The sequence below is a fragment of the Azospirillum sp. Marseille-Q6669 genome (genome assembly GCF_965111635.1).
Map to the genome: position 1 here is coordinate 607,056 of NZ_CBCOOP010000003.1, position 22,783 is coordinate 629,838.

Annotated in this window: 25 protein-coding genes and 1 tRNA gene; 13 read left to right on the plus strand and 13 right to left on the minus strand. The window is 69.0% G+C overall.

Annotated features, from left to right (window positions below; all coding sequences use genetic code 11):
• Positions 1–70: 70 nt before the first annotated feature.
• From ACWPXE_RS20205 to ACWPXE_RS20215, 3 genes are all read left to right on the plus strand, one after another.
• Complete coding sequence (locus tag ACWPXE_RS20205; RefSeq protein WP_454019206.1) at positions 71–454, plus strand: DUF779 domain-containing protein; 384 nt, start codon at positions 71–73, stop codon at positions 452–454.
• 328 nt (positions 455–782) lie between these two features.
• Positions 783–2,036, plus strand: coding sequence for a nitric oxide-sensing protein NosP (nosP, locus tag ACWPXE_RS20210; protein ID WP_454019207.1), 1,254 nt, complete (start codon positions 783–785; stop codon positions 2,034–2,036).
• Positions 2,033–4,750, plus strand: a complete 2,718-nt coding sequence (locus ACWPXE_RS20215) for a NahK/ErcS family hybrid sensor histidine kinase/response regulator (RefSeq protein WP_454019208.1) — start codon at positions 2,033–2,035, stop codon at positions 4,748–4,750. The genes nosP and ACWPXE_RS20215 overlap by 4 nt, the downstream gene beginning before the upstream one ends.
• Before the next feature lie 33 nt (positions 4,751–4,783).
• Here ACWPXE_RS20215 and ACWPXE_RS20220 read toward each other — a convergent pair whose 3' ends face one another.
• Genes ACWPXE_RS20220 through ACWPXE_RS20235 form a run of 4 tightly spaced genes read right to left on the minus strand, consistent with a single transcriptional unit; the run spans position 4,784 to position 8,543 of the window.
• On the minus strand, positions 4,784–5,608 hold the full coding sequence (locus tag ACWPXE_RS20220) for an ABC transporter permease (RefSeq protein ID WP_454019209.1): 825 nt from the start codon (positions 5,606–5,608) through the stop codon (positions 4,784–4,786).
• Complete coding sequence (locus tag ACWPXE_RS20225) at positions 5,605–6,345, minus strand: ABC transporter ATP-binding protein (protein ID WP_454019210.1); 741 nt, start codon at positions 6,343–6,345, stop codon at positions 5,605–5,607. The genes ACWPXE_RS20220 and ACWPXE_RS20225 overlap by 4 nt, the downstream gene beginning before the upstream one ends.
• Before the next feature lie 4 nt (positions 6,346–6,349).
• Positions 6,350–7,318: a YVTN family beta-propeller repeat protein gene (locus ACWPXE_RS20230; protein WP_454019211.1), complete on the minus strand. Its 969-nt coding sequence runs from the start codon at positions 7,316–7,318 to the stop codon at positions 6,350–6,352.
• A gap of 52 nt (positions 7,319–7,370) precedes the next feature.
• Complete coding sequence (locus tag ACWPXE_RS20235) at positions 7,371–8,543, minus strand: ABC transporter substrate-binding protein (protein ID WP_454019212.1); 1,173 nt, start codon at positions 8,541–8,543, stop codon at positions 7,371–7,373.
• A gap of 264 nt (positions 8,544–8,807) precedes the next feature.
• Here ACWPXE_RS20235 and pedF point away from each other — a divergent pair, with 264 nt between their 5' ends.
• From pedF to ACWPXE_RS20265, 6 genes are all read left to right on the plus strand, one after another.
• Positions 8,808–9,251 (plus strand): cytochrome c-550 PedF, encoded by a 444-nt coding sequence (pedF, locus tag ACWPXE_RS20240; protein WP_454019213.1) that lies wholly within the window; start codon positions 8,808–8,810, stop codon positions 9,249–9,251.
• 11 nt (positions 9,252–9,262) lie between these two features.
• Positions 9,263–10,123, plus strand: a complete 861-nt coding sequence (locus tag ACWPXE_RS20245; RefSeq protein WP_454019214.1) for a substrate-binding periplasmic protein — start codon at positions 9,263–9,265, stop codon at positions 10,121–10,123.
• Between the two features lie 106 nt (positions 10,124–10,229).
• Entirely contained in the window at positions 10,230–11,030 is an 801-nt protein-coding gene (locus tag ACWPXE_RS20250; protein WP_454019215.1) for a quinoprotein dehydrogenase-associated SoxYZ-like carrier, read from the plus strand.
• Positions 11,027–11,959 carry a quinoprotein relay system zinc metallohydrolase 1 gene (locus ACWPXE_RS20255; RefSeq protein ID WP_454019216.1) on the plus strand — a complete coding sequence of 311 codons (933 nt, stop codon included), beginning with the start codon at positions 11,027–11,029 and terminating at the stop codon, positions 11,957–11,959. Before ACWPXE_RS20250 ends, ACWPXE_RS20255 begins: the two co-directional genes overlap by 4 nt.
• Positions 11,960–12,231: 272 nt before the next feature.
• On the plus strand, positions 12,232–13,983 hold the full coding sequence (locus ACWPXE_RS20260; protein ID WP_454019217.1) for a methanol/ethanol family PQQ-dependent dehydrogenase: 1,752 nt from the start codon (positions 12,232–12,234) through the stop codon (positions 13,981–13,983).
• A gap of 226 nt (positions 13,984–14,209) precedes the next feature.
• Positions 14,210–14,875 carry a response regulator gene (locus tag ACWPXE_RS20265; RefSeq protein ID WP_014241328.1) on the plus strand — a complete coding sequence of 222 codons (666 nt, stop codon included), beginning with the start codon at positions 14,210–14,212 and terminating at the stop codon, positions 14,873–14,875.
• 181 nt (positions 14,876–15,056) lie between these two features.
• Here the strand turns inward: ACWPXE_RS20265 and ACWPXE_RS20270 are convergent, their stop codons facing one another.
• The 4 genes from ACWPXE_RS20270 to ACWPXE_RS20285 form a co-directional block, all read right to left on the minus strand.
• Positions 15,057–15,488 (minus strand): hypothetical protein, encoded by a 432-nt coding sequence (locus ACWPXE_RS20270; protein ID WP_454019218.1) that lies wholly within the window; start codon positions 15,486–15,488, stop codon positions 15,057–15,059.
• 90 nt (positions 15,489–15,578) lie between these two features.
• Positions 15,579–16,388, minus strand: coding sequence for an ABC transporter ATP-binding protein (locus ACWPXE_RS20275; protein WP_454019219.1), 810 nt, complete (start codon positions 16,386–16,388; stop codon positions 15,579–15,581).
• Complete coding sequence (locus ACWPXE_RS20280) at positions 16,279–17,037, minus strand: ABC transporter permease (protein WP_454019220.1); 759 nt, start codon at positions 17,035–17,037, stop codon at positions 16,279–16,281. The genes ACWPXE_RS20275 and ACWPXE_RS20280 overlap by 110 nt, the downstream gene beginning before the upstream one ends.
• Positions 17,037–18,023: an ABC transporter substrate-binding protein gene (locus ACWPXE_RS20285; RefSeq protein WP_454019221.1), complete on the minus strand. Its 987-nt coding sequence runs from the start codon at positions 18,021–18,023 to the stop codon at positions 17,037–17,039. Before ACWPXE_RS20285 ends, ACWPXE_RS20280 begins: the two co-directional genes overlap by 1 nt.
• Positions 18,024–18,464: 441 nt before the next feature.
• Here ACWPXE_RS20285 and ACWPXE_RS20290 point away from each other — a divergent pair, with 441 nt between their 5' ends.
• Entirely contained in the window at positions 18,465–19,022 is a 558-nt protein-coding gene (locus ACWPXE_RS20290) for a PQQ-dependent catabolism-associated CXXCW motif protein (protein ID WP_454019222.1), read from the plus strand.
• A 15-nt stretch (positions 19,023–19,037) separates the two neighbouring features.
• Here the strand turns inward: ACWPXE_RS20290 and ACWPXE_RS20295 are convergent, their stop codons facing one another.
• From ACWPXE_RS20295 to ACWPXE_RS20305, 3 genes are all read right to left on the minus strand, one after another.
• Positions 19,038–19,430: a c-type cytochrome gene (locus tag ACWPXE_RS20295; protein ID WP_014241321.1), complete on the minus strand. Its 393-nt coding sequence runs from the start codon at positions 19,428–19,430 to the stop codon at positions 19,038–19,040.
• A gap of 146 nt (positions 19,431–19,576) precedes the next feature.
• Entirely contained in the window at positions 19,577–19,972 is a 396-nt protein-coding gene (locus ACWPXE_RS20300) for a (R)-mandelonitrile lyase (RefSeq protein ID WP_454019223.1), read from the minus strand.
• Between the two features lie 109 nt (positions 19,973–20,081).
• A tRNA-Leu gene (locus ACWPXE_RS20305) sits at positions 20,082–20,168 on the minus strand.
• A 137-nt stretch (positions 20,169–20,305) separates the two neighbouring features.
• Here ACWPXE_RS20305 and ACWPXE_RS20310 point away from each other — a divergent pair.
• Both ACWPXE_RS20310 and ACWPXE_RS20315 read left to right on the plus strand, forming a co-directional pair.
• Positions 20,306–20,833 carry a disulfide bond formation protein B gene (locus tag ACWPXE_RS20310; protein WP_237902999.1) on the plus strand — a complete coding sequence of 176 codons (528 nt, stop codon included), beginning with the start codon at positions 20,306–20,308 and terminating at the stop codon, positions 20,831–20,833.
• Positions 20,830–21,450: a demethoxyubiquinone hydroxylase family protein gene (locus tag ACWPXE_RS20315; RefSeq protein WP_454019224.1), complete on the plus strand. Its 621-nt coding sequence runs from the start codon at positions 20,830–20,832 to the stop codon at positions 21,448–21,450. The genes ACWPXE_RS20310 and ACWPXE_RS20315 overlap by 4 nt, the downstream gene beginning before the upstream one ends.
• Positions 21,451–21,471: 21 nt before the next feature.
• Here the strand turns inward: ACWPXE_RS20315 and ACWPXE_RS20320 are convergent, their stop codons facing one another.
• Positions 21,472–21,624 (minus strand): DUF1289 domain-containing protein, encoded by a 153-nt coding sequence (locus ACWPXE_RS20320; protein ID WP_237903001.1) that lies wholly within the window; start codon positions 21,622–21,624, stop codon positions 21,472–21,474.
• Between the two features lie 42 nt (positions 21,625–21,666).
• Positions 21,667–22,230 carry an HNH endonuclease gene (locus tag ACWPXE_RS20325; RefSeq protein ID WP_237903002.1) on the minus strand — a complete coding sequence of 188 codons (564 nt, stop codon included), beginning with the start codon at positions 22,228–22,230 and terminating at the stop codon, positions 21,667–21,669.
• A gap of 332 nt (positions 22,231–22,562) precedes the next feature.
• Here ACWPXE_RS20325 and ACWPXE_RS20330 point away from each other — a divergent pair, with 332 nt between their 5' ends.
• Entirely contained in the window at positions 22,563–22,730 is a 168-nt protein-coding gene (locus ACWPXE_RS20330) for a hypothetical protein (protein WP_014241314.1), read from the plus strand.
• Positions 22,731–22,783: the final 53 nt, after the last annotated feature.

Consider the following 22,783-nt stretch of genomic DNA (forward strand, 5'->3'; position numbering starts at 1 on the left):
TTGGGCCGGCGGCCATTCGGCCTCCGGCCCTTTTCTTGTCCGGCTGAATTCCTTCTGGGAGCATCCGCCCATGGTCGAACGAGTCGTCGCCACACCGGCGGCCCTGGAACTGATCGAAAAGCTGCGCGGGCTCTACGGGCCGCTGTTCTTCCACCAGTCCGGCGGCTGCTGCGACGGCAGCGCGCCGATGTGCTTCATGGACGGGGAGTTCCGCCCCGGCGGGCAGGACGTCCGGCTGGGGGAGATCGGCGGCTGTCCCTTCTACATGGGGGCGGCGCAGTTCGAATACTGGTCGCACACCCAACTCATCATCGACGTGGTGCCGGGCCGCGGCGCCAGCTTCTCGCTGGAGGCGCCGGAGGGCGTGCGCTTTCTCACCCGCTCGCGCCTGTTCTCCGATGGCGAGGTGGAGGCGCTGCGTTCCGATCCACGCGATATGACGAAAAAGGCATAGCGCTGTTCGGTGGAATGCGGTATTCAGGATTCGACTTTGGGACTTTCCCAGTCGGCACGGCCGCCGGGCGGTCTGATCCGTGTTCAGACCGGCTCCCCCGCGTGGCGGTGCATATGGAACCGAACTCAGGCGCTTTCCGCGACGGCGGAAGGCGCCTTTTTCGTTGCGTGGGAAACAGTCCCCCGCCGGACCTTAGACCATGGTCGCATGCCCGCACCCCCGCGCCGGCTTTGCCCAGCGGGCGTCGCTGAAGTAACCTATAGGTCATCCGCCCACGTTTCCCGGCCGGTCTTCCGGTGTCGGGTGGCTGTCTGGGGTGTTGGATGCCATGCCGATGCTTCTCGGGACCCGCATTGTGACCAGCCATCCGGCCTCGGACGCTCTTCTCTCCGATGCTCCGCCCAGTTCCCCCGCGCCCAGCCCGTCCCTGCCGCGGGCGGTCTCGATGGCGGAGGACGCCCGCGCCGCCGCGCGTGACCTGTTCGAGGGGCTGTGCGGACGGAACCCCGCCGGCGCAGCCGAACTGGAGATGGTGCTGGTCTTCTGCTCCGCCCATTACGACCAAGTGGAACTGGCGGCGGCCCTGGCCGAGCTGTTTGGGCCGGTGCCGGTGGTCGGCTGCACCACGGCGGGGGAGATCACGCCCTTCGGCTACGCCGCCGGGTCGCTGGTCGGCATCGGCTTTCCGCGCGCCGACTTCACCATCGCCACCCAGCGCATCGACGATCTCGACCGCTTCTCCATCGCCGAGGCGCCGCGCGTCCTGCGCAGCCTGATGGAGCAGCGCGACGTCGCGCTGGCCGCCCGGACCGACGCCTTCCCCGATCATGGCAGCTTCGCCTTCCTGATGATCGACGGCATGTCGCGGGCGGAGGAGATGGTGGTCAGCGCGCTGCACAGCGTGCTGATGGACATCCCGCTGTTCGGCGGTTCCGCCGGGGACGAGCTGCGCTTCGAGCGCACCTTCGTCCTGCACGAGGGGCGGTTCCACACCAACGCCGCCGTGCTGATGCTGGTCACCACGGCGCGCCGCTTCGTGGTCTTCCGGACCGAGCATTTCGTGGCGTCCGACGCCAAGATGGTGGTGACCGGCGCCGACCCGCAGCGCCGCATCGTCACCGAGATCAACGCCGAGCCGGCGGGCCGCGAATACGCCCGCATGGTCGGGCTGGAGGGGGAGCCGCTGACCCCCCTGATCTTCGCCGCCTATCCCGTCGTCGTGCGGGTGGGGGGCGAGTACCATGTCCGCTCCATCCAGAAGGTCAACGACGACGAGAGCCTGACCTTCTACTGCGCCATCGACGAGGGGATCGTGCTGACCGTCGCCCGCGGCGTCGACCCCGTGGAGAATCTTGAGGAGATGATGCGCAAGCTGGCCGCGGAGGTCGGCGGGCCGCCCGACCTCGTGCTCGGCTGCGACTGCATCCTGCGCCGGCTGGAGCTGGAGCAGCGGCAGCTCAAGCACGTCATGTCGGCGGCGCTGGCGCGGCACAACGTCATCGGCTTCTGCGCCTACGGCGAACAGTACAACGCCATGCACGTCAACCAGACCTTCACCGGTGTCGCGATAGGTGCGCGATGACGCTCATCTTCGACTGGCGGGAACCGTCCCGTCCCCCCGCCGAACCGCCGCTCGCCACCCATCCGCCCTCATCCGACGAGCGCGGCCGGCTGGAGGCGCTGGAGCGCGAGAACGCCAAGCTCCGCCGCATCAACCAGGTGCTGATGGACCGGGTGGAGCGGTCGATGGACGTGCAGGGGGGCGCCTTCTCCCTGTTTCAGACCGCCATCGTCCTGGAGCAGAAGGTGCGCGAGCGCACGCTGGAGTTGGAGCGCGCCCTGCGCGAGCTGGAGGACAGCCACCGCGCGCTGGCCCGCGCCAAGGAACTGGCCGACACCATGCGCGGCCGGCTGTCGGAGGCCATCGAGTCCGTCAATGAAGGCTTCGCCATCTTCGACAGCGACGATCGGCTGGTGCTGTGCAACAGCAAGTATCTCGCCCTGTGGCCGGAAATCCGTGACCGCATCCTGCCGGGCATCCGCTTCCAGGAGATCGCCGAGCTGGCGGCCTCCTCGCGCACCATCGCCGACGCCTACCCGCGGCCTGACCGCTGGCTGTCGGAACGGCTGGCCCAGCACCGGGCTCTGAAGGGTCCCTACGTATACCGGCTGGCCGACGGGCGCTGGGTCCAGGTGAACGAGCGGCGGACCCGCGACGGCGGGGTGGTCGGCGTCTACACCGACATCACCGACATCAAGGAGCATGAGACCCGCCGCCGCGAACGCGAACTGGCCGAGAAGTCGGCGCTTTTGCAGGCGACGCTGGACAACATCGCCCAGGGGGTCGGGGTGTACGACCGTGACCAGCGGCTGGTCGCCTGGAACGAGCGCTTCACCGGCCTGCTGCGCCTGCCCGCCAACGTGGCGGAGCGCGGGGCGGGCTTCGCCGACTTCGTGCTGCACCACGCCGCACTCGGCGACCATGGCCTGTCGCTGAAGGCGTTGATGATGCCGAGCTGCCTCGTCGAGCAGCCCTGGCTGGACGACACGGTCCTGGAGATCAGCCGCAACCCCATGCCGGGCGGCGGCTTCGTCCTGACCTTCACCGACATCACCGAGCGCAAGCGGGCCGAGCAGGCGCTGCGCGACAGCGAGGAACGCATCCGGCTGGTCACCGACGCGGTGCCGGCGCTGATCGCCTACGTCGACGCCGAGCAGCGCTTCCGCTTCGTCAACAAGGCCTACGAGGGCTGGTTCAACCGCAAGCGCGAGGAGATCGAGGGCCAGCCCATGTGGGCGGCGCTGGGCGACCTCTATTACGAGGTGCGGCGCTCCTACGTGCTGCGGGCGCTGGCCGGCGAGGAGGTCACCTTCGACCTGGAACTGCCCGGCGAGAACGGGTCGCCGCGCTACGCCGTCGCCACCTACATCCCGCATTTCGGCGAGCGGCGCGGCGGCGGCAAGCCGGAGGTGCTGGGCTATTTCGGCCTGATCCACGACATCACCGAGCGGCGCGTGGCGGCGGAGGCCCTGGCCGACGCCAAGGACAGCCTGGAGCGTCGCGTCGTCGAGCGCACCGCCGAGTTGACCCGGCTCAACGGCCAGCTCCAGCAGGAGATCGCCGAGCGCATCGCCGCGGAGGAGGCGCTGCGGCTGGCCAAGGCGGAGGCGGAGCAGGCCAACCTGTCCAAGACGCGCTTCCTGGCGGCGGCCAGCCACGACCTGCTGCAACCGCTGAACGCCGCGCGGCTGTTCGTCTCGGCGCTGGGCGACCTGGAGCAGCCGGAGCCCAACCGCGGGCTGGTCGACAACATCGACGTCGCCCTGGCCTCGGTCGAAGACCTCCTGTCGGCGTTGCTGGACATCTCCAAGCTGGACGCCGGGGCGGTGCGGCCGGAGATCGCCGATTTCCCGATCAAGAGCCTGTTCGGCGCGCTGGCCACCGAATACGCGGCGGTGGCGAAGGAGCGCGGGCTGGACCTCTGCGTCGTTCCCAGCCACGCCGTGGTGCGCAGCGACATCCGTCTGCTGCGCCGGATTTTGCAGAACTTCCTGTCCAACGCCCTGCGCTACACCCAGGCGAAGAGGGCGGCGCGGGGCGGGTCCGGGCGCGTGCTGGTCGGTTGCCGACGGACGCGCGAGGGCTTGCGGATCGAGGTGTGGGACACCGGCCCCGGCGTGCCCGCCGACAAGCTGGGCGAGATCTTCCAGGAATTCCGCCGCCTCGACACGCCCTGCGCCAACGAGCGGGTGCGCGGCATGGGCCTCGGCCTCGCCATCGTGGAGCGGGTGGCGCGGATGCTCGACCATCCCATCACCGTGCGGTCGCAGCCGGGGCGGGGATCGGTCTTCGCGGTGACGGTGCCCTTCGGGCGCTACGCCCGCCCGGTGCGCGCGCTGGAGGCGCCGGTGCAGACCGCCTCGAACCGGCTGGCCGGCACGCGGGTGCTGGTGATCGACAACGAGCCGGCGGTGCTCGCCGGCATGCGCGCGTTGCTGGAGGGCTGGGGGTGCAGCGTCGCCACCGCGGCATCGGGCGACGAGGCGTTGGCCGGGCTGGGGGCGTTGGCTCCGGACGTGCTGTTCGCCGACTACCACCTGGACGATGGAGTGATCGGCTTCACCGAGATCGCGCGGGTGCGCGAGCGCTGCGGGGCCGATCTGCCGTCGGTCCTCATCACCGCCAACCGCACCGCGGAGGTGGTGGAGGAGGCGCAGGCCAAGGGCTGCCATGTGCTGAACAAGCCGGTGCGGCCGGCGCAGCTTCGGGCGGTGATGACGGGGTTGCTGGGGTAGCCTTCGTGGAAAGTGGTGGCGACGGGCCCCCACCTACTCCCCACCCGCCTTCCGCGCGAGGAAGCCTCGCGCCGGATTGTAGCCGTAGACTGCCCCGCCCAGGAACACCGCCAACGCCAGCACCGTCCAGCCCAGCGCCGGCAGGTTCACGTCCAGATACAGCGCGAAGCGGATCAGCTCGACCGCTTGGCTGAATGGGTTGACGGTGCACAGAAAATACAGAAGTTCCCCCGCCTCCTGCATCTTCCAGAGCGGATAGAGCGCGGTGGACAGGAAGAAGGTCGGGAAGATGACGAAGTTCATCACGCCCGCGAAATTCTCCAGCTGCCGGATGGCCGAGGACAGCAGCATCCCCAGCGCCCCCAGCATCAGCCCGCTGACCACCAGCGCCGGCAGCACCGTGAGGTAGCCGAGCGGCGGCGCCTGCACCCCGTAGACCCAGGCGACGGCGAGGAAGGCGTAGACCTGGAGGATCGACACCGCCGTCCCGGCCAGCAGCTTCGCCGTCAGCAGGAACCAGCGGGGCAGGGGGCTGACCAGCAGCATCCGCATGCTGCCCATCTCGCGGTCGTAGACCATCGACAGCGAGCTTTGCATTCCGTTGAACAGCTGCACCATCCCGGCGAGGCCGGGGACGATGTAGACCTCGTAGGGGATGTAGGTCTCGTAGGGCGGGGTGATGGCGATGCCCAGCGCCGCGCGGAAGCCCGCCGCGAAGACGAACAGCCAGAGCAGCGGGCGGACCAGGGCCGACAGGAAGCGCTCCCGCTGGTGGACGAAGCGCAGCACCTCGCGCCCGACGATCCCGCCGAGAGCGCGCGCGTAATGGGCAGCGGCATGGTGAGTGGTGGCCGTCACGCCGCCTCCTTCGCGGTCAGCCGGGTGAAGCTCTCGGTCAGCGAGTCCGCCCCGGTCGCGCGGTTCACCTCCGCCACCGGCCCGGCGGCCCGGACCCGGCCGCGGTGGATCACCACCACGCGGTCGCCCTCGCCGATCTCGTCGATCAGGTGGGTGGCCCAGAGCACGGCGATGCCGCGCTCCCGGCACAGGGCGTGGACATGCTCGACGATGGCGCGCCGCGCCGGGACGTCCAGCCCGACGGTCGGCTCGTCCAGCACCAGAAGGGCGGGCTCGTGCAGCAGGGCGCGGGCCAGCTCCACCCGGCGGCGGTGGCCGCCGTTCAGCGCCCGCACCGTCTCGCCGATGCGCTCCGCCATGCCCAGCCGCTCCAACGACTCCCGCGCCCGCGCCTCGGCGGTGCGGCGGGGGATGCCGTGCAGAGCCGCGAAGTAGAGCAGGTTTTGCCGCACCGTCAGGTCGAGGTCGAGCGTCGGCTGCTGGAACACCACCCCCATGCGGCCGAGCGCCCTGGCCGGCTCCCGCCGCAGGTCGACGCCGCCGATGCGGATGGTGCCGCCCGGTGATTCGAACAGGCGGGTGACCAGAGCGAACAGCGTCGTCTTGCCCGCCCCGTTGGGGCCGAGCAGGGCGGTGAAGGACCCAGCCCCGACCGCCAGCGACACGTCCTTCAGCGCGAAGGCCCCGCGCCCATAGGCGTAGCTCAGCCCTTCGACCGACAGCGCGGGCGTCCCCATTCCGTTACCCCTTCACCGCGACGCCCCAGGGGTAGCGGCCGACCTTGATCGACTTGACGACCTTCAGGCTGTCCACGTCGATCACCGACACGTCGCCCGACACTCCGTTGGTGGCGTAGAGCCGCTTCTGGTCGGGCGACAGGTCGAGCTGCCAGACGCGGCGGCCGACCAGCAGATAGTCCTTCACCGCGAAGGTCTGGGTGTCCACCACCGCGACGTGGTTGGCCGGGCCGAGCGCCACGAAGGCGTAGCGCCCGTCGTCGGTCAGCTTGATTCCGACGGGCTGGATGCGGTCCTGGGGCACGCCCTTGATCTTGAAGCGGATGGTCTGCGTCACCTTGCGGTCGGCCGTGTCGATCACCGACAGGGTGCCGCCGATCTCCGCCGACACCCACAGGCGGCTGCCGTCCTTGTTGAACTGGGCGTAGCGCGGGCGGGCGTCGACCAGCGTGTTGTCGACGACGGCGCGCTTCTCGGTGTCGATCCAATGGACCATGTTCGTCGTCTCCGACGTGTTCACCGCCCATTTGCCGTCGGGGCTGACCGCCATGCCCTCCGGCTCCACGCCGACATCCACCTGATAGGCGACCTTGCGGCTGGGCACGTCCACGATGGTGACGACGTTGCTCTCCTCGTTGGCGATGAACAGGTGCTTGCCGTCGGGGTGCAGGGCGAACAGCTCCGGGTCCTCGCCCGAAGGCAGGTTGTGCAGGATCTTCTTCGTCGCGAGGTCCATCACCTGCACCGTGTCGTCGTCGCTGGCGCAGATGTAGAGATGCTTGCCGTCCGCGCTCAGCGTGATGCCGCGAGGGCGCCGCCCGACCTTCACCGTCTCCGTCACCGTCAGGGTCGCGCCGTCGATGATGGACAGGGTGTTGTCCTTCTCGTTCGAGACATACACGGTCTCCGCCAAGGCGGGAACGGCGCAGCCGGCCAGCAGGGCGGCGAGAAGAAGGGAGCGGGCGGTGGTCATCGGGGCGGCGTCCTCTTGGCGGAAATGATTGGGAAGAATCAGCGGCGGCCCATCAACGGCGGCAGCCTGTTTCGGGCTGGTCGTGGCCCAGCGTGTCGAGTTCGGTTCGGGGGTGCAGGAAGCCGTCCTGCGGCGAGACGGACACCAGCGAGCGGTCGGCGGCGAGAAGCACCGGCTGGCGCAACTGCCCGTCCCAGCTGCGGAAGGACAGCGGCACACCCTTGAAGGCGGCCAGCGTGAAATCCGGCCCGCGGATGTAGGCGGCCAGCGCCGCCGGATCGGTGGAGCGGGTGCGCGTCGCCGCCTCGCCCACCGCGCGGATGGCGGCCCAGACCGCGTGGTCGCGGGGCGACATGACGCGCTGGGCGGCGGCCTTGAAGCGGGACTGGAGCTGTGCGGCCCCCCAGGCCTCGTGGGCGCGGTGCCAGTTGGTGGGGACGAGGCCCTGCGTTCCGGCGACCGGGCGCGGCTCCCAGGTGCGGTACAGCACATAGTCGCCGAAGTCGCCGATCTCGTCGGCGACGATCACCACGTCGTGGCGCTTGCCCTGGGTGAAGACCGGCATTTCGGCCTGGGCGGTGCGGCGGGCGTCGTGGTCCTCGCTCCAGGTCTTCTCCTCGACCACCTCGGCGCCGAAGCGCTTGGCCGCCCGCTTCACCGCGGCGGCGTAGAGCCGGTCCTCGGGCCGGGTGCCGACGATCAGCAGCCATTTCGTCCAGCGCTTGACCGCCAGATACTGGGCCAGCGCGTCGGCCAGCATGGCGCGGTCGGGTGCCGTGTGCAGCAGGTTGGGCGCACACAGCGCGTTGCGCAGGCTGTCGTCGGTGGATCCGGCGTTGAACAGCAGCAGGTTCGCCGCCTCGGGCAGGCGGGCCAGCGCGCCGGGCGCCTCGCCGGGCAGGTCCAGCACGACGATGCGGTGCCCGGCGGTGGCGAGGTCGCGCAACGCCTGCGCCGGGTCGCCGTCGATGGGGACGGTCACCGCCTCCAGGTCGAAGCGTTGCTTGAGGAAGCGGCCCGTGGAATTGTTGTCCGCCACGGCGAGATGGGCGCCGGCCAACCCTTCGTCGGCGGGCGGTTCGTCGAGGTTGGACAGGGCGGGGGGATGCTCGACCTCCTGCGTCAGGTAGGCGATGCGGACCGTGGAGTTGTCCGCGGGCGCCGCCTCCTGCGAAAAGGCGGCCGGCGAGGCGCAAAGCCCGCCGGCCAGCAAGGCGATCTGCATCAAGGAGGGTAACCAAAGGCTGAAACGCATCGCGGGCTTGCACTCGCTTGGTTTCGGGAGACCAGGGTATCCCCGCCGGGCGGCGTCCCGGAATGCAACTTTGGTACGATTGCGCGGTCGGAAAATTGCGGTTCGGTCCGATCGCGACCGACTCCACGCACGGTTGCTACCAAAGTCCAATTATTGGCGGCACGGACCGCCCGCTATGCTCCGGGGCAACGGACAACGCTCCCTTCGCATCTTCTCTGAATGAGGACGCCCCTTATGAACGCACGGCTTCTCCGGCTTGCGATGGCCGGTTTCCTGACCGGCGCGGCCGCCGTCGCCTCCACGATTGTCCCCACGGCGGCCTTCGCCCACGGCGACGTGACCCCCCAGGCGGTGGACACCACCGGCCTCGACAAGCTGGGCGAGGAATGGCGCGACGCGAACCCCTACCGCGGCAACCCGCGGGCGATCGAGATCGGCTCCTCCGCCTTCAACCAGAACTGCGCGCGCTGTCATGGGCTGGGCGCGGTGTCGGGCGGCATCGCCCCGGACCTGCGCTTTCTGGACAAGGGCGACACCGGGGACGAGTGGTTCAAGGAGCGGGTGATCAACGGCTCGATCCGCAACGGCGTCACCTACATGCCGCGCTTCGGCGAGGCGCTGGGCCAGGAGGCGCTGTGGGCCATCCGGTCGTGGCTGGAGACGGTGCACGAGGAATGAATGCGTTTGGAATGACGGGGCTTCCGACGCGACGCCACCTGCTGTCCTTCGCCGCCGCCGCGCTGGCCGCCGGGGTTCTCCCCCGGCGCGCCGGCGCGCGCCCGTTGGACGACGTGGTGGCCGCCGGGCGGCTGATGGTCGCGGTCTACCGCGACAACCCGCCCTTCTCCCACCGCAAGGGCGGCGCCCTGGTCGGTGTGGACGTGGACCTCGCCCGCGCCATCGCCGGGCGGCTGGGCGTCGGCGTCGAGTTCATGGAGCTGACCGCCGGTGAGGCCGTGTCGGACGACCTGCGCAACGCGGTGTGGCGCGGTCCGGTCGTCGGGGGCGGCGTGGCCGACGTGATGATGCATGTGCCCTATCAGAAGGAGTTCGGGCTGCGCAACCCCGAGGCCGTGCTGTTCGGCCCCTATCAGCGGGAGGGCTTCGCGCTGGCCCGCAACCCGATGCGCATGACCCAGCCGATGCTCGCCTCCCTGCCCGACGAGCCGGTGGGGGTGGAGATCGACAGCATCCCCGACTTCTACCTGCTGGGGGCCTTCGGCGGGCGGCTGCGCGAGCGTCTGGTCCATTACATGACGATCCCCGAGGCGGTCGAGGCCCTGGTCAAGGGTGACCTCGCCGCCGTCGTCGCGACGCAGAGCCAGGTGGAGGCCGCGCTGGGCGACCGCGCTGCCGGCTTCCCGATCACGCCGGTGACCTTCCCCGGGATGATGGCGTCGAGCTGGGACATCGGCATGGCCGTGAAGGAGAACTCCCGCGACCTCGCCTACGCGGTGGGCGACGCGGTAACCGCGATGCTGGAGGACGGGACGCTGCCGGAGATTTTCCGGAAACATGGGGTGACACACAACGCGATTCCGGTGGAGTGACGGCGCTTGCCCCCCACCCCGGCCCTCCCCTGCAAAGCGGGGGAGGGTCAGGGTGGGGGGCAAGAGCCCGCACAAAAACTACGACGCAAGGGAGGGGAAAACCGCCATGAACCGCCATCTCGCCGCCGCGGCACTCCTGGCCGCGCTCTCCAACCCGGCTTATGCCGGCCCGCCGGACCCCGCCGACCCGCTCGCCTCCGTCATGTGGGACGTGCTGCGGCCGGAGCTGTTCGGAACGGCTCCCGTGCAATTCGACGACCGCGTGACCGTCACCGCCCCCGACAACGCCGAGAACGCCGCCGCTGTCCCGGTGATGGCCGACGCCACCGCCCTGGGCACGGTGGAGGAGATGGTGCTGTTCGCCGACCTCAACCCCTTCCCGGTCATCCTGCGCTTCCAGCCACTGGCGGCGAAGCCGGTGATCGCCACGCGCTTCAAGGTGCAGCAGGCGACACCGCTGCGCGCCGCCGCCCGCACGCCGGACGGTGTCTGGCACATCGGCGGCAAGCTGCTCGACGCGGCGGGCGGCGGCTGCACCGCGCCGCCCGCGACCTACGCCGCCACCGACTGGGCCGACCATGTGGGCGAGGTGCAAGGCCGTGCCTGGGCGCCGAGCGGAGAGGACAAGGCGACGCGCGTGCGCTTCCTCGTCCGCCACCCGATGGACACCGGTCTGGTCGCCGGCATCCCCGCCTACTTCATCGAGGCGCTGACCCTGCGCGACGCCGACGGGCGGGCGCTGGCCCGGCTGCAGACGGCAGAGCCGCTGTCCGAGAACCCCGTCTTCACACTGGAGGTTCAGCCCGCAGCGGGCGCGCGCAGCCTGACGCTCGACGGGCGCGACAACCAGGGCGGCGAGGTCAAGGCGGCCATCCCGCTGCCTTGGGTCCAAGGGGCGCTGCCATGAGAGCGCTCGTCGCCCTTCTCCTTCTGATCGCCTCCGCCGCGCCCGGCTGGGCCGCGGGCCCGCTGAGCTATCACCTGAAGCCCGTCGCCATCGCGCCGGACACCTGGGTCTTCGAGGGCACGCGGGAGCATTTCACCCGCACCAACGGGGGCAACATCCTGAACCCCGGCTTCATCGTGACCGACGACGGGGTGATCGTGATCCAGACCGGCCCGTCGCGTCGCTTCGGCGAGGAGATGCGTGCGGCCATCGCCACGGTCACCAACAAGCCGATCCGCAAGGTCTTCGTCAGCAACCTGCACCCCGACTATTGGCTGGGCAACCGCGCCTTCGCCGACGTGCCCATCGCCGCACTTCCCGGCACCATCGAGGGCATCAAGGCCGAGGGGCAGGGGATGACTGAGAACATGTACCGCCTCGTCGGCGACTGGATGCGCGGCACCGAGCCGCTGGTCCCGACCGAGACGGTCTACGGCTCCACCGTCGTCTTCGGCGCGCACCGGCTGCGGCTGATTCCGCTGGAGGGGCACACCGCCGCCGATCTCGCCATCCTGGACGAAACGACGGGCGTGCTGTTCGCCGGTGGAGTCGTCTTCTCCGACCGGACGCCGACGACGCCCCACGCCGACATCGGCCAATGGCTGGCGGCGCTGGATGCCCTGGACGCGCTGGACGTGACGGTTCTGGTGCCCAACCACGGGCGCATCCGCACCGACAAGGCGGCCATCGCCCAGACCCGCGATTGGCTGAACTGGCTGGACCGTACGCTGCGCGAACGGGCGGAGGCCGGGGCCGACATGGCCGAACTGCTCGACGCGCCGATCCCCGAGCGCTTCGCCGGGATGGGCGTACTGCGCGAGGAGTACCGGCGCTCCGTCTCGCACCTCTGGCCGCGGATCGAGCAGGCCGTGTTGCCGCGGGTGAATTGAAGCCGTTCGTAATGAAACGGTTCTCGTCCTCCAGCAGAACGCTCCGCCCATCCTACTATTTGCCAATGGACCCCATCCGGGGCGCCGGTAAACTGCTTTACTGTCAAAAGGATAGGGGCTTCGCGAGACCGCGTCGCCCCGCGTCGAACCCCTGATTGTTCCGAAAAGAAGCCGAGGCCGGGCGGGCGAAGCAGGCGGGTTCCGCCAATTCGTCTGCGCATGATCTCTGCCCGCGACTCCGGCTGTCCATTCCCCTGGGAGGTATCCGCACCATGAAGCGTCTCTTCCGCACCTGCCTGCTTGCGAGCGCCATGGCCGCCGGCCTTGGCCTGAGCGGCCCCGCATTGGCCGCCGATGGGCCGAGCAACGACGACCTGCTGAACGACGCCAAGTCGACGGGCGACGTCCTGACCTACGGCATGGGCCATCAGGCGCAGCGCTTCAGCCCGCTCGACAAGCTGAACCCGGACACGGTCAAGGGGCTGACCCCGGTGTGGTCCTTCTCCTTCGGCGGCGAGAAGCAGCGCGGGCAGGAGTCGCAGCCGATCATCCATGACGGCACGATCTACGTCACCGGCTCCTACTCGCGTCTCTATGCCGTGGACGTGAAGACCGGGCAGAAGAAGTGGCAGTACGACCACCGCCTGCCGGAGGGCATCATGCCCTGCTGCGACGTCGTGAACCGCGGCGCCGCGCTCTACAAGGACAAGATCTACTTCGCGACGCTGGACGCCCGTCTGGTCGCGCTGAACAAGGACACCGGCAAGGTCGTCTGGTCGAAGAAGATCGAGGACTACAAGGCCGGCTATTCGGCGACCGCCGCTCCGCTGATCGTCGATGGCAAGGTCATCACCGGCAATTCCGGCGGCGAGTTCGGCATCATCGGCATGGTCGAGGCGCGCGACGCCGAGACGGGCGAGCTGGTCTGGCAGCGCCCGACCATCGAGGGCAACATGGGCACCCTCAATGGCAAGGAATCGACCATGACCGGCGTCATGAACGCCAGCTGGTCGGGCGATCTCTACAAGACCGGCGGCGGCGCCACCTGGCTGGGCGGCACCTACGACCCGGAAACCAAGACGCTGTTCTTCGGCACCGGCAACCCGGCGCCCTGGAACTCGCACCTGCGTCCGGGCGACAACCTCTACACCTCCTCGACCCTGGCCATCGATCCGGCCAACGGCGACATCAAGTGGCACTACCAGACCACGCCGCACGACGGCTGGGACTTCGACGGCGTGAACGAGCTGGTGTCCTTCGACCTGAAGAAGGACGGCCAGACCATCAAGGCCGGTGCCAAGGCCGACCGCAACGGCTTCTTCTACGTGCTCGACCGCACCAACGGGAAGCTGCTGAGCGCCTCGCCCTTCGTGACCAAGATCACCTGGGCCAAGGAGATCGACGTGAAGACCGGGCGGCCGGTCTACAACGACGACAACCGTCCGGGCACCCCGGTCGGCGCTGAAAAGGGCACGTCGGTCTTCGCCGCCCCGGCCTTCCTCGGCGCCAAGAACTGGATGCCCATGGCCTACAGCCCGGCGACCGAGCTGTTCTACGTCCCGGCCAACGAGTGGGGCATGGACATCTGGAACGAGCCGATCACCTACAAGAAGGGTGCGGCCTATCTGGGCGCCGGCTTCACCATCAAGCCGCTGTATGATGACTACATCGGCGCGCTGCGCGCCATCGATCCGAAGACCGGCAAGATCGTCTGGGAATACAAGAACCCGGCGCCGCTGTGGGGCGGCGTGCTGACCACCGGCGGCAACCTCGTCTTCACCGGCACGCCGGAAGGCTATCTGAAGGCGTTCGACGCCAAGTCCGGCAAGGAGGTCTGGAAGTTCAACACCGGCTCCGGCGTCGTCGGCTCCCCGGTCACCTGGGAACAGGACGGCGAGCAGTATGTGGCCGTGGTTTCCGGCTGGGGCGGTGCGGTGCCGCTGTGGGGCGGCGATGTCGCCAAGCTGGTCAAGGACATCAACCAGGGCGGCTCGCTCTGGGTCTTCAAGCTGCCGAAGGCCTGACGGGGAAACCCCGTGCCGTGACCGGACCACGAAAGGGCGGCCCGAAAGCTTCGGGCCGTCTTTTCTTGCGAACCGCTTGCAAGAGGATTTGGGCATGGATTTGAAACGGAATTGCCTGCGATCGGCTGTTTTGGGGAATACCCGTTCCCGTCCTTGCGCATTCTTGAACAGTCCGGCATGATCGCACCCGGAAACGCCCCGAAACGATGAGCGTGGGAACCACGCCATGAGCCGAATTCTGATTGCGGACGATCATCCGCTGGTGCGCGACGCCCTGCGCAGCGCCGTCCTCTATTCCTGCCAGGCGCAGGAGATCCACGAGGCCGGTTGCCTGGACGAGACCATCTCCATCCTCGATTCCATGCACGGCGGCAAGGGGGAGCCGGACCTCGTCCTGCTCGACCTCAACATGCCGGGCATGAACGGTCTGACCGGGCTGATCGCCCTGCGCCGCCGCTTCCCGGCCATCCCCGTCGCCGTCGTCTCGGCGCACGAGGACCGCAAGGTGATGCTGGAGGCGGTGCGCTGCGGCGCCGCCGGCTTCATCCCCAAATCGACGCCGCGGGACGCCATCGCCGGCGCGTTGCGCCAGATCCTGGCCGGGGAGGTCTATCTGCCCGCCTCGGTCGAGGAGGGCGCCGCGGCGGAGGACGAGGAAACGGCGGAGATCGCCCGCCGCCTGTCGACCCTGACCGCACAGCAACTCCGCGTGCTGGAGATGCTGGGCACCGGCAAGCTGAACAAGGAAATCGCCTATGAGCTGAGCATCACGGAAACCACCGTGAAGGCCCATGTCTCGGCGATCCTGCAAAAGCTGAAGGTCTACAGCCGCACCCAGGCCGTGGTCTTCGCCAACCGGCTGCAACTGGAAAAGGCCCGCTTCGGCATCTGAGGTTCCCTCTCCCGTCCCGGGAGAGGGAAGGGGCCCGCGCGAAGCGTGGGAAGGGTGAGGGTACCGCCAAGGATCGGTGGCTTGATCCTCGCACGACCCTCACCCACCCACTGCGTGGGCACCCTCTCCCGGGGCGGGAGAGGGATGGAGCGCCAACGGCGATAGCCCCGCGGGGGTTTGCCTAACGGTTCCGCATCCGCCGCGCGTCCGCGGCGGCGCGCGCCGCCTCCTGTCCCGGATCGCCACGCCCGAAGCCGAGCGGCACCGGGCCGTCCAGCCAGCCGAAGCCGTCCAGGGCGTGGCCGTCGAACTCCGCCCAATCCGACCAATCCTTGTCCTTGCTGCGCCGCTTCGCCTCCGCCTTGCGCACGGCGCGCCGGGCCTCCAGGCCGGGGTCGCGCCGCCCGAGCTGCTCGTCGCGCGTCGTCCGTTCGATGATGATGGAGGACCCGGTGACCAAATCGCCGATGATCGCCAGATCGCGCGACCGGTCGGCGTGGTTGGGGCCATGGGAGCCGGATTGCAAAATCACGATCTCCCCGGCGCGCGCCGCGCCGGACGGGAGCGCCAGGCCGGCGCCCAGCAGGAACAGGGGCAGCAACAGGGTGCGCATCGTCGTCTCCGCCGGTTTCATCGCAGCGGGACAGACTGCGCCCGGTGGACGGCCGCGGGTGTGAGCCGCTTCACAGTTTCGACGAAAGAGTCAGGCGAGCAGTCGGAAGGCCGGGTCGGGTCGGGCCAACAGCTCCGCCCGCACGCGCTCGACCAGCGCATCGTCGCGCAGCGCGCGCGGTGTGCCGAGCGGCACCTCCGCCGCCACCCGCGTCGGGCCGGGGGCCATCACCAGGATGCGGTCGGCCAGTTGGATCGCTTCGCGCAGATTGTGGGTGACGAACAGCACTGTGGCCGGGGACCGTTCCAGCATGGTGGCGAGGAGTCTGCGCATCCGCTGCGCCGTCGGCTCGTCCAGCGAGACGAAGGGCTCGTCCATCAGCAGCAGGCCCGGCTCAACCGCGAAGGCGCGGGCCAGGGCCACCCGCCGCGCCATGCCGCCGGACAGGCGGGCCGGATACTCGTCGGCCACCGCCTCCAGACCCATGGCGGCCAGCCAGCGCTCCGCGGTGCCGTCGCTCCGCCGCATCTTGGGCAGCACCAGCGCCACGTTCTGCCGCACCGTGCGCCAGGGCAGCAGGCGGGGCGTCTGGAAGACGCAGCCAAGCACCGGCTCCGGCCCGCCGAAGTCGAGCGTTCCATCGAAATCACGGTCCAGCCCGGCGGCGATAGCCAGCGCGGTGGTCTTGCCGCAGCCGGACGGGCCGACCAGCGCCAGGAACTCGCCCGGTGCTGCCGTCAGCGACAGGCCGCGGATGACCTCCCGCCCGGCAAAGCGCTTGGAGCGGATCTCAAGCCTCAGCGCGCACCGGCCGCCAGCGGGTGAGCCGCTGCTCGACGGGTTGCAGGACGCACAGCTCGAGAAGTTGGACGACGGCCACGAAGGCGACGGTGTACGCAAGAATGCCGGCCACATCGAACATCTGGAAGTAGAGGTGGATCTGGAATCCCACCCCGTCGCTGCGGCCCAGAAGCTCGACCACCAGCACGATCTTCCAGATCAGCGCAAGGCCGGACCGCGCCGCCGCGGCGAAGTAGGGGGTGAGTTGGGGCAGCAGCACATGGCGCAGCACGTCGGACCGCGCCATGCGGAAGGTCCGCGCCATCTCGACATACTGCTCGTCGATGGCGCGCGTCCCTTCGCGCAGGACGACCACGACGTTGGGGATCTTGTTGACGGCGACCGCGCCGACCGCCGCCGCCTCGGTCAGGCCGAACCAGACATAGGCGAGCACGATGACGACCAGCGCCGGGATGTTCAGGAACACGGTCAGCCACAGACCGAACAGACGGTCGGCGGTGGCCGAGCGGCCGAGCAGGATGCCCAGCGCCGACCCGATGGACATGGCGATAGCGAAGGCCGCGGCCATGCGCGCCAGCGTGATCCCCAGATGATGGAACAGCACGCCGTCCGCCGCCTCGCGGACCAGCACGGACAGCACCGCGGCGGGTCCGGGCAGGCTGCGGCTGGCCGCCAGTTCGGCGGCGACGGCCCACAGCCCGACCAGCAGAGCCAGCGACAGGACCGGGGCCAGCCGCCGCCACCGCATCAGAAGCGGACCCCCGGCCAGAAGGTGCCGTCCGGCAGGGCCATGGCGTTGCCCACCAGCTCCCGCCCGCCGAGCTTGGCCATCAGCCCGTAGAGCCTGGCCGCGGCTTCCCGCTCCTCCTCCGTCCAGCGGTTCGGGATGCCGGCGCGGAACTGGTCGCGCAGCGCCGCCCAGGTGGCCTCGTTCTCCGCCTTCATCAGTGGGCGCAGCCGGTCCCACTCCGCGTCGGATTGCGCCATGATCGCCTTGGCCTTGCGCGAGGCGGCGACGAAGGCGTCGAGCGCCGCCGGGTTGGCCTTGGCCCAGCCCTCATGGAAGACGAAGCCGACCGCCGGCACCTGGGCCGTCAGGCCGAGGTCCCGCATCATCCCGTCCACCCCGATGACCGTCCGCATCCCCGCCGCCTGGAGCCGGGCGGCGTAGGGCCAGAAATTCAGCACGGCGTCCAGCTCCCCCGTCGTGGCCTTCTGGTTCAGCAGGGGCGGGGCGGCGAAGACCGGTGTCGCCGCGGCGTCGAGGTCGAGCGCGTAGCGGTCGCGGGCCAGCGCCTTCAGCAGCAGCCAGCTCTTGTCGATGGGGGTTCCGGCGACGCCGATGCGCCTGCCCTTCAGGTCGGCGACGGAGGCGATGGGGGAGGCCGCCGGCACCATCAGCGCGCCGACCGCCGCGGAATGGGGAATGAAGGTCAGGTCGGCCCCTGCCGCGCGCTGGCGGGCCACCCACAGCCAGTCGCTGACGATCATGTCCACCGCGCCGCCCTGCAGGGCGATCTGCGCTGCCTGACCGCTCGCCAGCTCCATCAGCTTCAGCTCGAAGCCGGCGGCCTCGTCCAGCCGGTGGTGGCGGATGACGTCCAGTTCCCAAGCGACCGTGCCGAATTTCAGCACCCCGATGGTCACCGCGGGCCGGTCCGCCGCACGGGCCACGGAGGCGACGCAGACCAGCGCCAGGAGCAGGAACAGCCGGACGAGGGACATCAGGCGCATGGCACCGCCCCTGCGTCAAAAATTGCATTTGTGTGGAAGGTGGGCCGCGTCATGGTTGCGCGGTGGACCGGGCGGCGGATTGGCCACCGCCCGTGTCCCATCACAAGGAGGCGTCGAGGATCGAAAAGATCCTCACTCTCCTGATCCTGCTGGTTCGGTTGATCAAGGACATCCTTGATCTCCTGAACCGCTAAGGATCGGGCCGGGAGGCAGGGGTGGCTAGACCCCTGCCTCCCTAGCCTGATGATGATGCGTCCTGCGGTCGTTTGCAAGGCAGGCCTCTGCGGTGCGGTGGCGCAGCGGAACGCGGGAATCCCACGATGGCGAACGTTGAGCTTAGGCCCCGCCCATCGGTCCCCGGTATTCGACTATCGGGCAACTTGACCCTGTCGGGCACGGGGGGATTTCGTGGATGCCGCAGAACAATGGGGGAGGGATGTGGTGCGCGCACGTTGGTTGAGCGCCGCCGGGTTGGCGCTGCTGCTGGCCGGGCCGGCGGGAGGCGCCGCAGCGGACGCGGTTCCGGTGCCCGACGGCTACCGGATGACCGAATACCGGTCGCCGACCCCGGCGTCGCTGCCCGGCGCGGAGACGGTGAACACAGCGCAGGCCCGCGCGCTGGTGGAGTCGGGTGCCGCTCTTCCCATCAACGTGATGAAACTGGACCGCAGCACGCTGCCCGGCGGCCCCTGGCTGGTGCCGAAGCCCTTTCCGCAGATCCCCGGCAGCGTCTGGCTTCCCAACGTCGGGCTTGGGACTCTGACGCCGGAGTTGGACGGTTATTTCCGGTCCAGCCTGGAGCGGCTGACCGGCGGCGACCGCGGGCGCGGCCTGCTGTTCTACTGTCTGGCGGATTGCTGGATGTCGTGGAACGCGGGCAAGCGCGCCCTGGCGATGGGCTACCGCCGCGTCCTCTGGTACCGCGACGGGGCGGACGGCTGGGCCGAGGCGGGCCTGCCCACCGAGGAGGGAAAGCCGGTTCCGGTCGCCGCACCGTAACCGGCTTTTCGATGCTTACTGCTTCAGCGACTTCAGGAAGGCGATCAGGTAGTCCTGCTCCGCCGGGTCGGTGATGGCGACGTGGCGCATGCGGGTGCCCGGGACGAAATTGTCGTTGCCGGCGATCCAATGGCGCAGGTTGTCTTCGGTCCAGGTGATGTTGGACGTCTTCAGCGCGTTGGAATAGTCGAAGCGCGGGATCGAGCCGGCCTTGCGCCCGACGACGTTGTACAGGCTCGGGCCGAAGGCGTTCTTGCTGGAATCCAGCGAGTGGCAGGCCGCGCACTGATGGAAGATCTGCTTGCCGGCGGCCTCCTCGGCCGTCTTGGGCTGCGGCCCGCTTTCGGCGTTGGCCGTGCCGGCGGCAAGCAGAAGGGCGGCGGCGATGACGAATCTGGAAACGGTCATGTGAGATGGCTCCCCAGCCAAAACTCCGCGGCGCCGGTCGCGGCGGCGGTCGATGCCGCGCATTTTAAGTGGCTGGGGCGGGCCGCCGAATTGGACTTTGGAACAAGCCCGCATACGCAATGAGGTTTTGGGGCGGTCCTGTTGCCTCACGCCCCGTACTGTTCGTCGGTGACCTTTTCCATCCAGTCGACGGCCTTGCCGTCCAACTGCTCCTGGATGGCGATGTGGGTCATGAACATGGTCGGCGACGCGCCGTGCCAATGCTTCTCGCCGGGCGGGAACCAGACGACGTCGCCGGGGCGGATCTCCTCGATGGGGCCGCCCTCGCGCTGGACCCGGCCGAAGCCGGCGGTGACGATCAGGGTCTGCCCCAGAGGGTGGGTGTGCCACGCCGTGCGGGCGCCGGGTTCGAAGGTGACGCTGGCCGCCGCGGTGCGGGCCGGGGCGTTGGCCTGAATTATGGGGTCGATGCGGACCGTGCCGGTGAACCAGTCGGCCGGTCCGGTGACGGATGGCTGAGCGCCAACCCGAGTGATCTCCATGGTCGAGTCCTCCGCTGTGGTCCCCAAGACCGGGGCTGCGTGACGGAAACAAGCGGGGAGGGCGGATGTGGCCTTGCGGCGGTCCGTGGAGTAGGCACAGGAGGGAAGATGGTGCGGGCGGTCGGACTCGAACCGACATATCCGTGAGGACGGCGGATTTTGAGTCCGCTGCGTCTACCAATTCCGCCACGCCCGCACGGTGCCTGCCGGACCCGGCGCTCGCGGCGACCGGTGCCCGCTATATAGAGGGGAAATCGCCCTGGGACAAAGTGTTTTGTGCGGATGCGTCGGCGTGTCTGGCCTAAGCCTGTGGGGCGCGCTAATCTCACCCGCATGATGAACCGCCTCCCCATCGACGATCCGCGCTACACCGCCGGGCTTCTGGCCATCGCCAGCGCCGGCGTGCTGGCCGCCGCGCTGTTTTTCCAGTTCGTGCTGGGCTACCAGCCCTGCGTCCTGTGCCTGTGGCAGCGCGTGCCCTACGGCGCGGTGATGGCCTTTGGCATCGTCACCCTGCTGTTCCGCCAATGGCGCGGGCTGGGCGACGCGCTGCTGGTGGCGAGCGGGCTGGCCCTGCTGGCCGGTGCGGGGATCGCCGCCTATCATGTGGGGGTGGAGCAGCATTGGTGGGCCGGCACCTCGGCCTGCGGCGCCGGCGGGCGCGCGCCCCAGACTCTGGAGGAATTGCGCGCCCAGGTGCTCGCTGCCCCGGTCACCCGCTGCGACGAAGTGGCGTGGTCGCTGTTCGGGATTTCGATGGCGGGCTACAACGTCGTGATTTCGCTGGCGCTGTCCGCCTTCGCCTTCGCGGCGGCCCGCGCCGCCTACATCCGGACCTCGGTTTCCAGGACCTTCGCATGACCCCGCTCGACACCGCTGCCGCTGTCCCGTCCGCCGCTGCCCCGTCCACCGGCGAGTCTCCCGCCCCCCGGCCCCGTCCGCGCGGGCGCTTGCCCGGCGACCCGACTCCGGAGCAACGGCTGGCGCGGATCGTGCGCGTGGACCATGCCGGCGAGTATGGGGCCAAGCGCATCTACGAAGGCCAGCTCTCCGTCATGGGCCGGGGACGGCACGCCAAGACCCTGCGCCACATGGCCGATCAGGAACTGGAGCATCTCCAGTATTTCGAGAAGCAGCTCGTCGCCCGTCAGGTGCGCCCGACCGTGCTGCAGCCGCTGTGGCACGTGGCCGGCTTCCTGCTGGGTGCCGGGACCGCGGTGATGGGCGAGCGGGCGGCCATGGCCTGCACCGTCGCCGTCGAGCAGGTCATCGACGGCCATTACGAGGCGCAGTTGAAGCACCTCGGCCCGGAGGAGGAGGAGTTGAAGACCTCCATTCTCAAATTCCAGGCGGAGGAGGTGGAGCACCGCGACATCGGCCTTCTCAACGGCGCGGAGCAGGCCCCGGCCTATCCGGTGCTGTCCGCCGCCATCAAGGCCGGCACCAAGGCGGTCATCTGGGTGGCCGAGCGGGTGTGACCGGGGGCGGACCGAGCAGACTCAGGCGGCCTTATCGTCCACTCCCGTTTCCGCCGGAATGGGGGACGGGGCGGGCGGAGTCCCGTAGATCTCGTCCTCGCTCCGCCCGCAGCCTTCGCAATAGCCATCCTCGCCGATGATGCAGATGCCCACGCAGGGGTTCTCGTCGTCCATACCCAAATCTTCCCCGGTCCAGCCTTTCCGATCGCGGCGTTTCTACATCGGATCGAGTTCGGTGTCCCAATAAAGAAAATCCCGCCAACTTTCGTGAAGGAAGTTTGGCGGGAATGCACGTCCGTTCTCTTGAAGCTGGTAGGCACTCGGTTGGAACGGGGGACTGAGGGGGATCATGCCGCAACTGTGCGGCAGCCTGTTTCCCTTCGCCAGATTGCAGGCCGAGCAGGAGGTGACGACGTTGTCCCAGGTGGTGCGCCCGCCGCGCGACCGTGGAATGACGTGGTCGAAGGTCAGTTCCTGTGTGGGGAAGTGGTGACCACAATACTGGCAGGCGAAGCGATCGCGCAAGAAAACGTTGAATCGGGTGAAGGCCGGCCGCCGCGTCGCCGGGATGAACTCCTTCAACGAAATGACGCTCGGCAGCTTGACCTCGAAGGTGGGGGAGCGGACGACGCGGTCATACTCGGAGATGATGTTCACCCGGTCCAGAAAGACGGCCTTCACCGCCTCCTGCCAGGACCAGAGCGACAGAGGGAAGTAGCTGAGCGGCCGGAAGTCGGCGTTCAGCACCAGGGCCGGACAGTGATCGGGTGGTGGAGCCAATGGCCACTCCCTTATCTGAGGCGTGTCTGGAACCTTTCTGGTGTTCCGCTCCCCCTTGCGGGATGACACGCCGCCGGGTGACCGGAACACCAGATACATAGTTGATTTGTGCTTCGAACTCAATATGTCGCGCCGCACTGCGTCATTTCTTCACGATCCTGTAACCCTTTCGATGGACCGGGTTCCAGCGTTTCCGGCAGGCCGACCGGAAACCTGTGACATTTGGTTGTGGTGCCTTGACCATGCATTTTCCGACATCGTGGTTACTGAGCGTTAACCATGCTCTGAGATGGTGACGGCGCCCGAGGGGGACGCTTTCAAAGGGAACATCCATGAGCGCCACGATCATCGACCTTGCCGAGAAACGCGCCGAGCGCGAGGAGCGCGACCGCCAGCGCCGCATCGACGCCTTCGACCGCGAACTGCGCCGCCGCCTCGCCATGTATCTGGAGGGCGAGGACATCCCGGTCGAACCGATCAAGGACAATCCCTACATCTGACCGCCCCCACATCTGACCGCCCGTTGCACTCCCACCCGTTGCGCCCGCGGTCC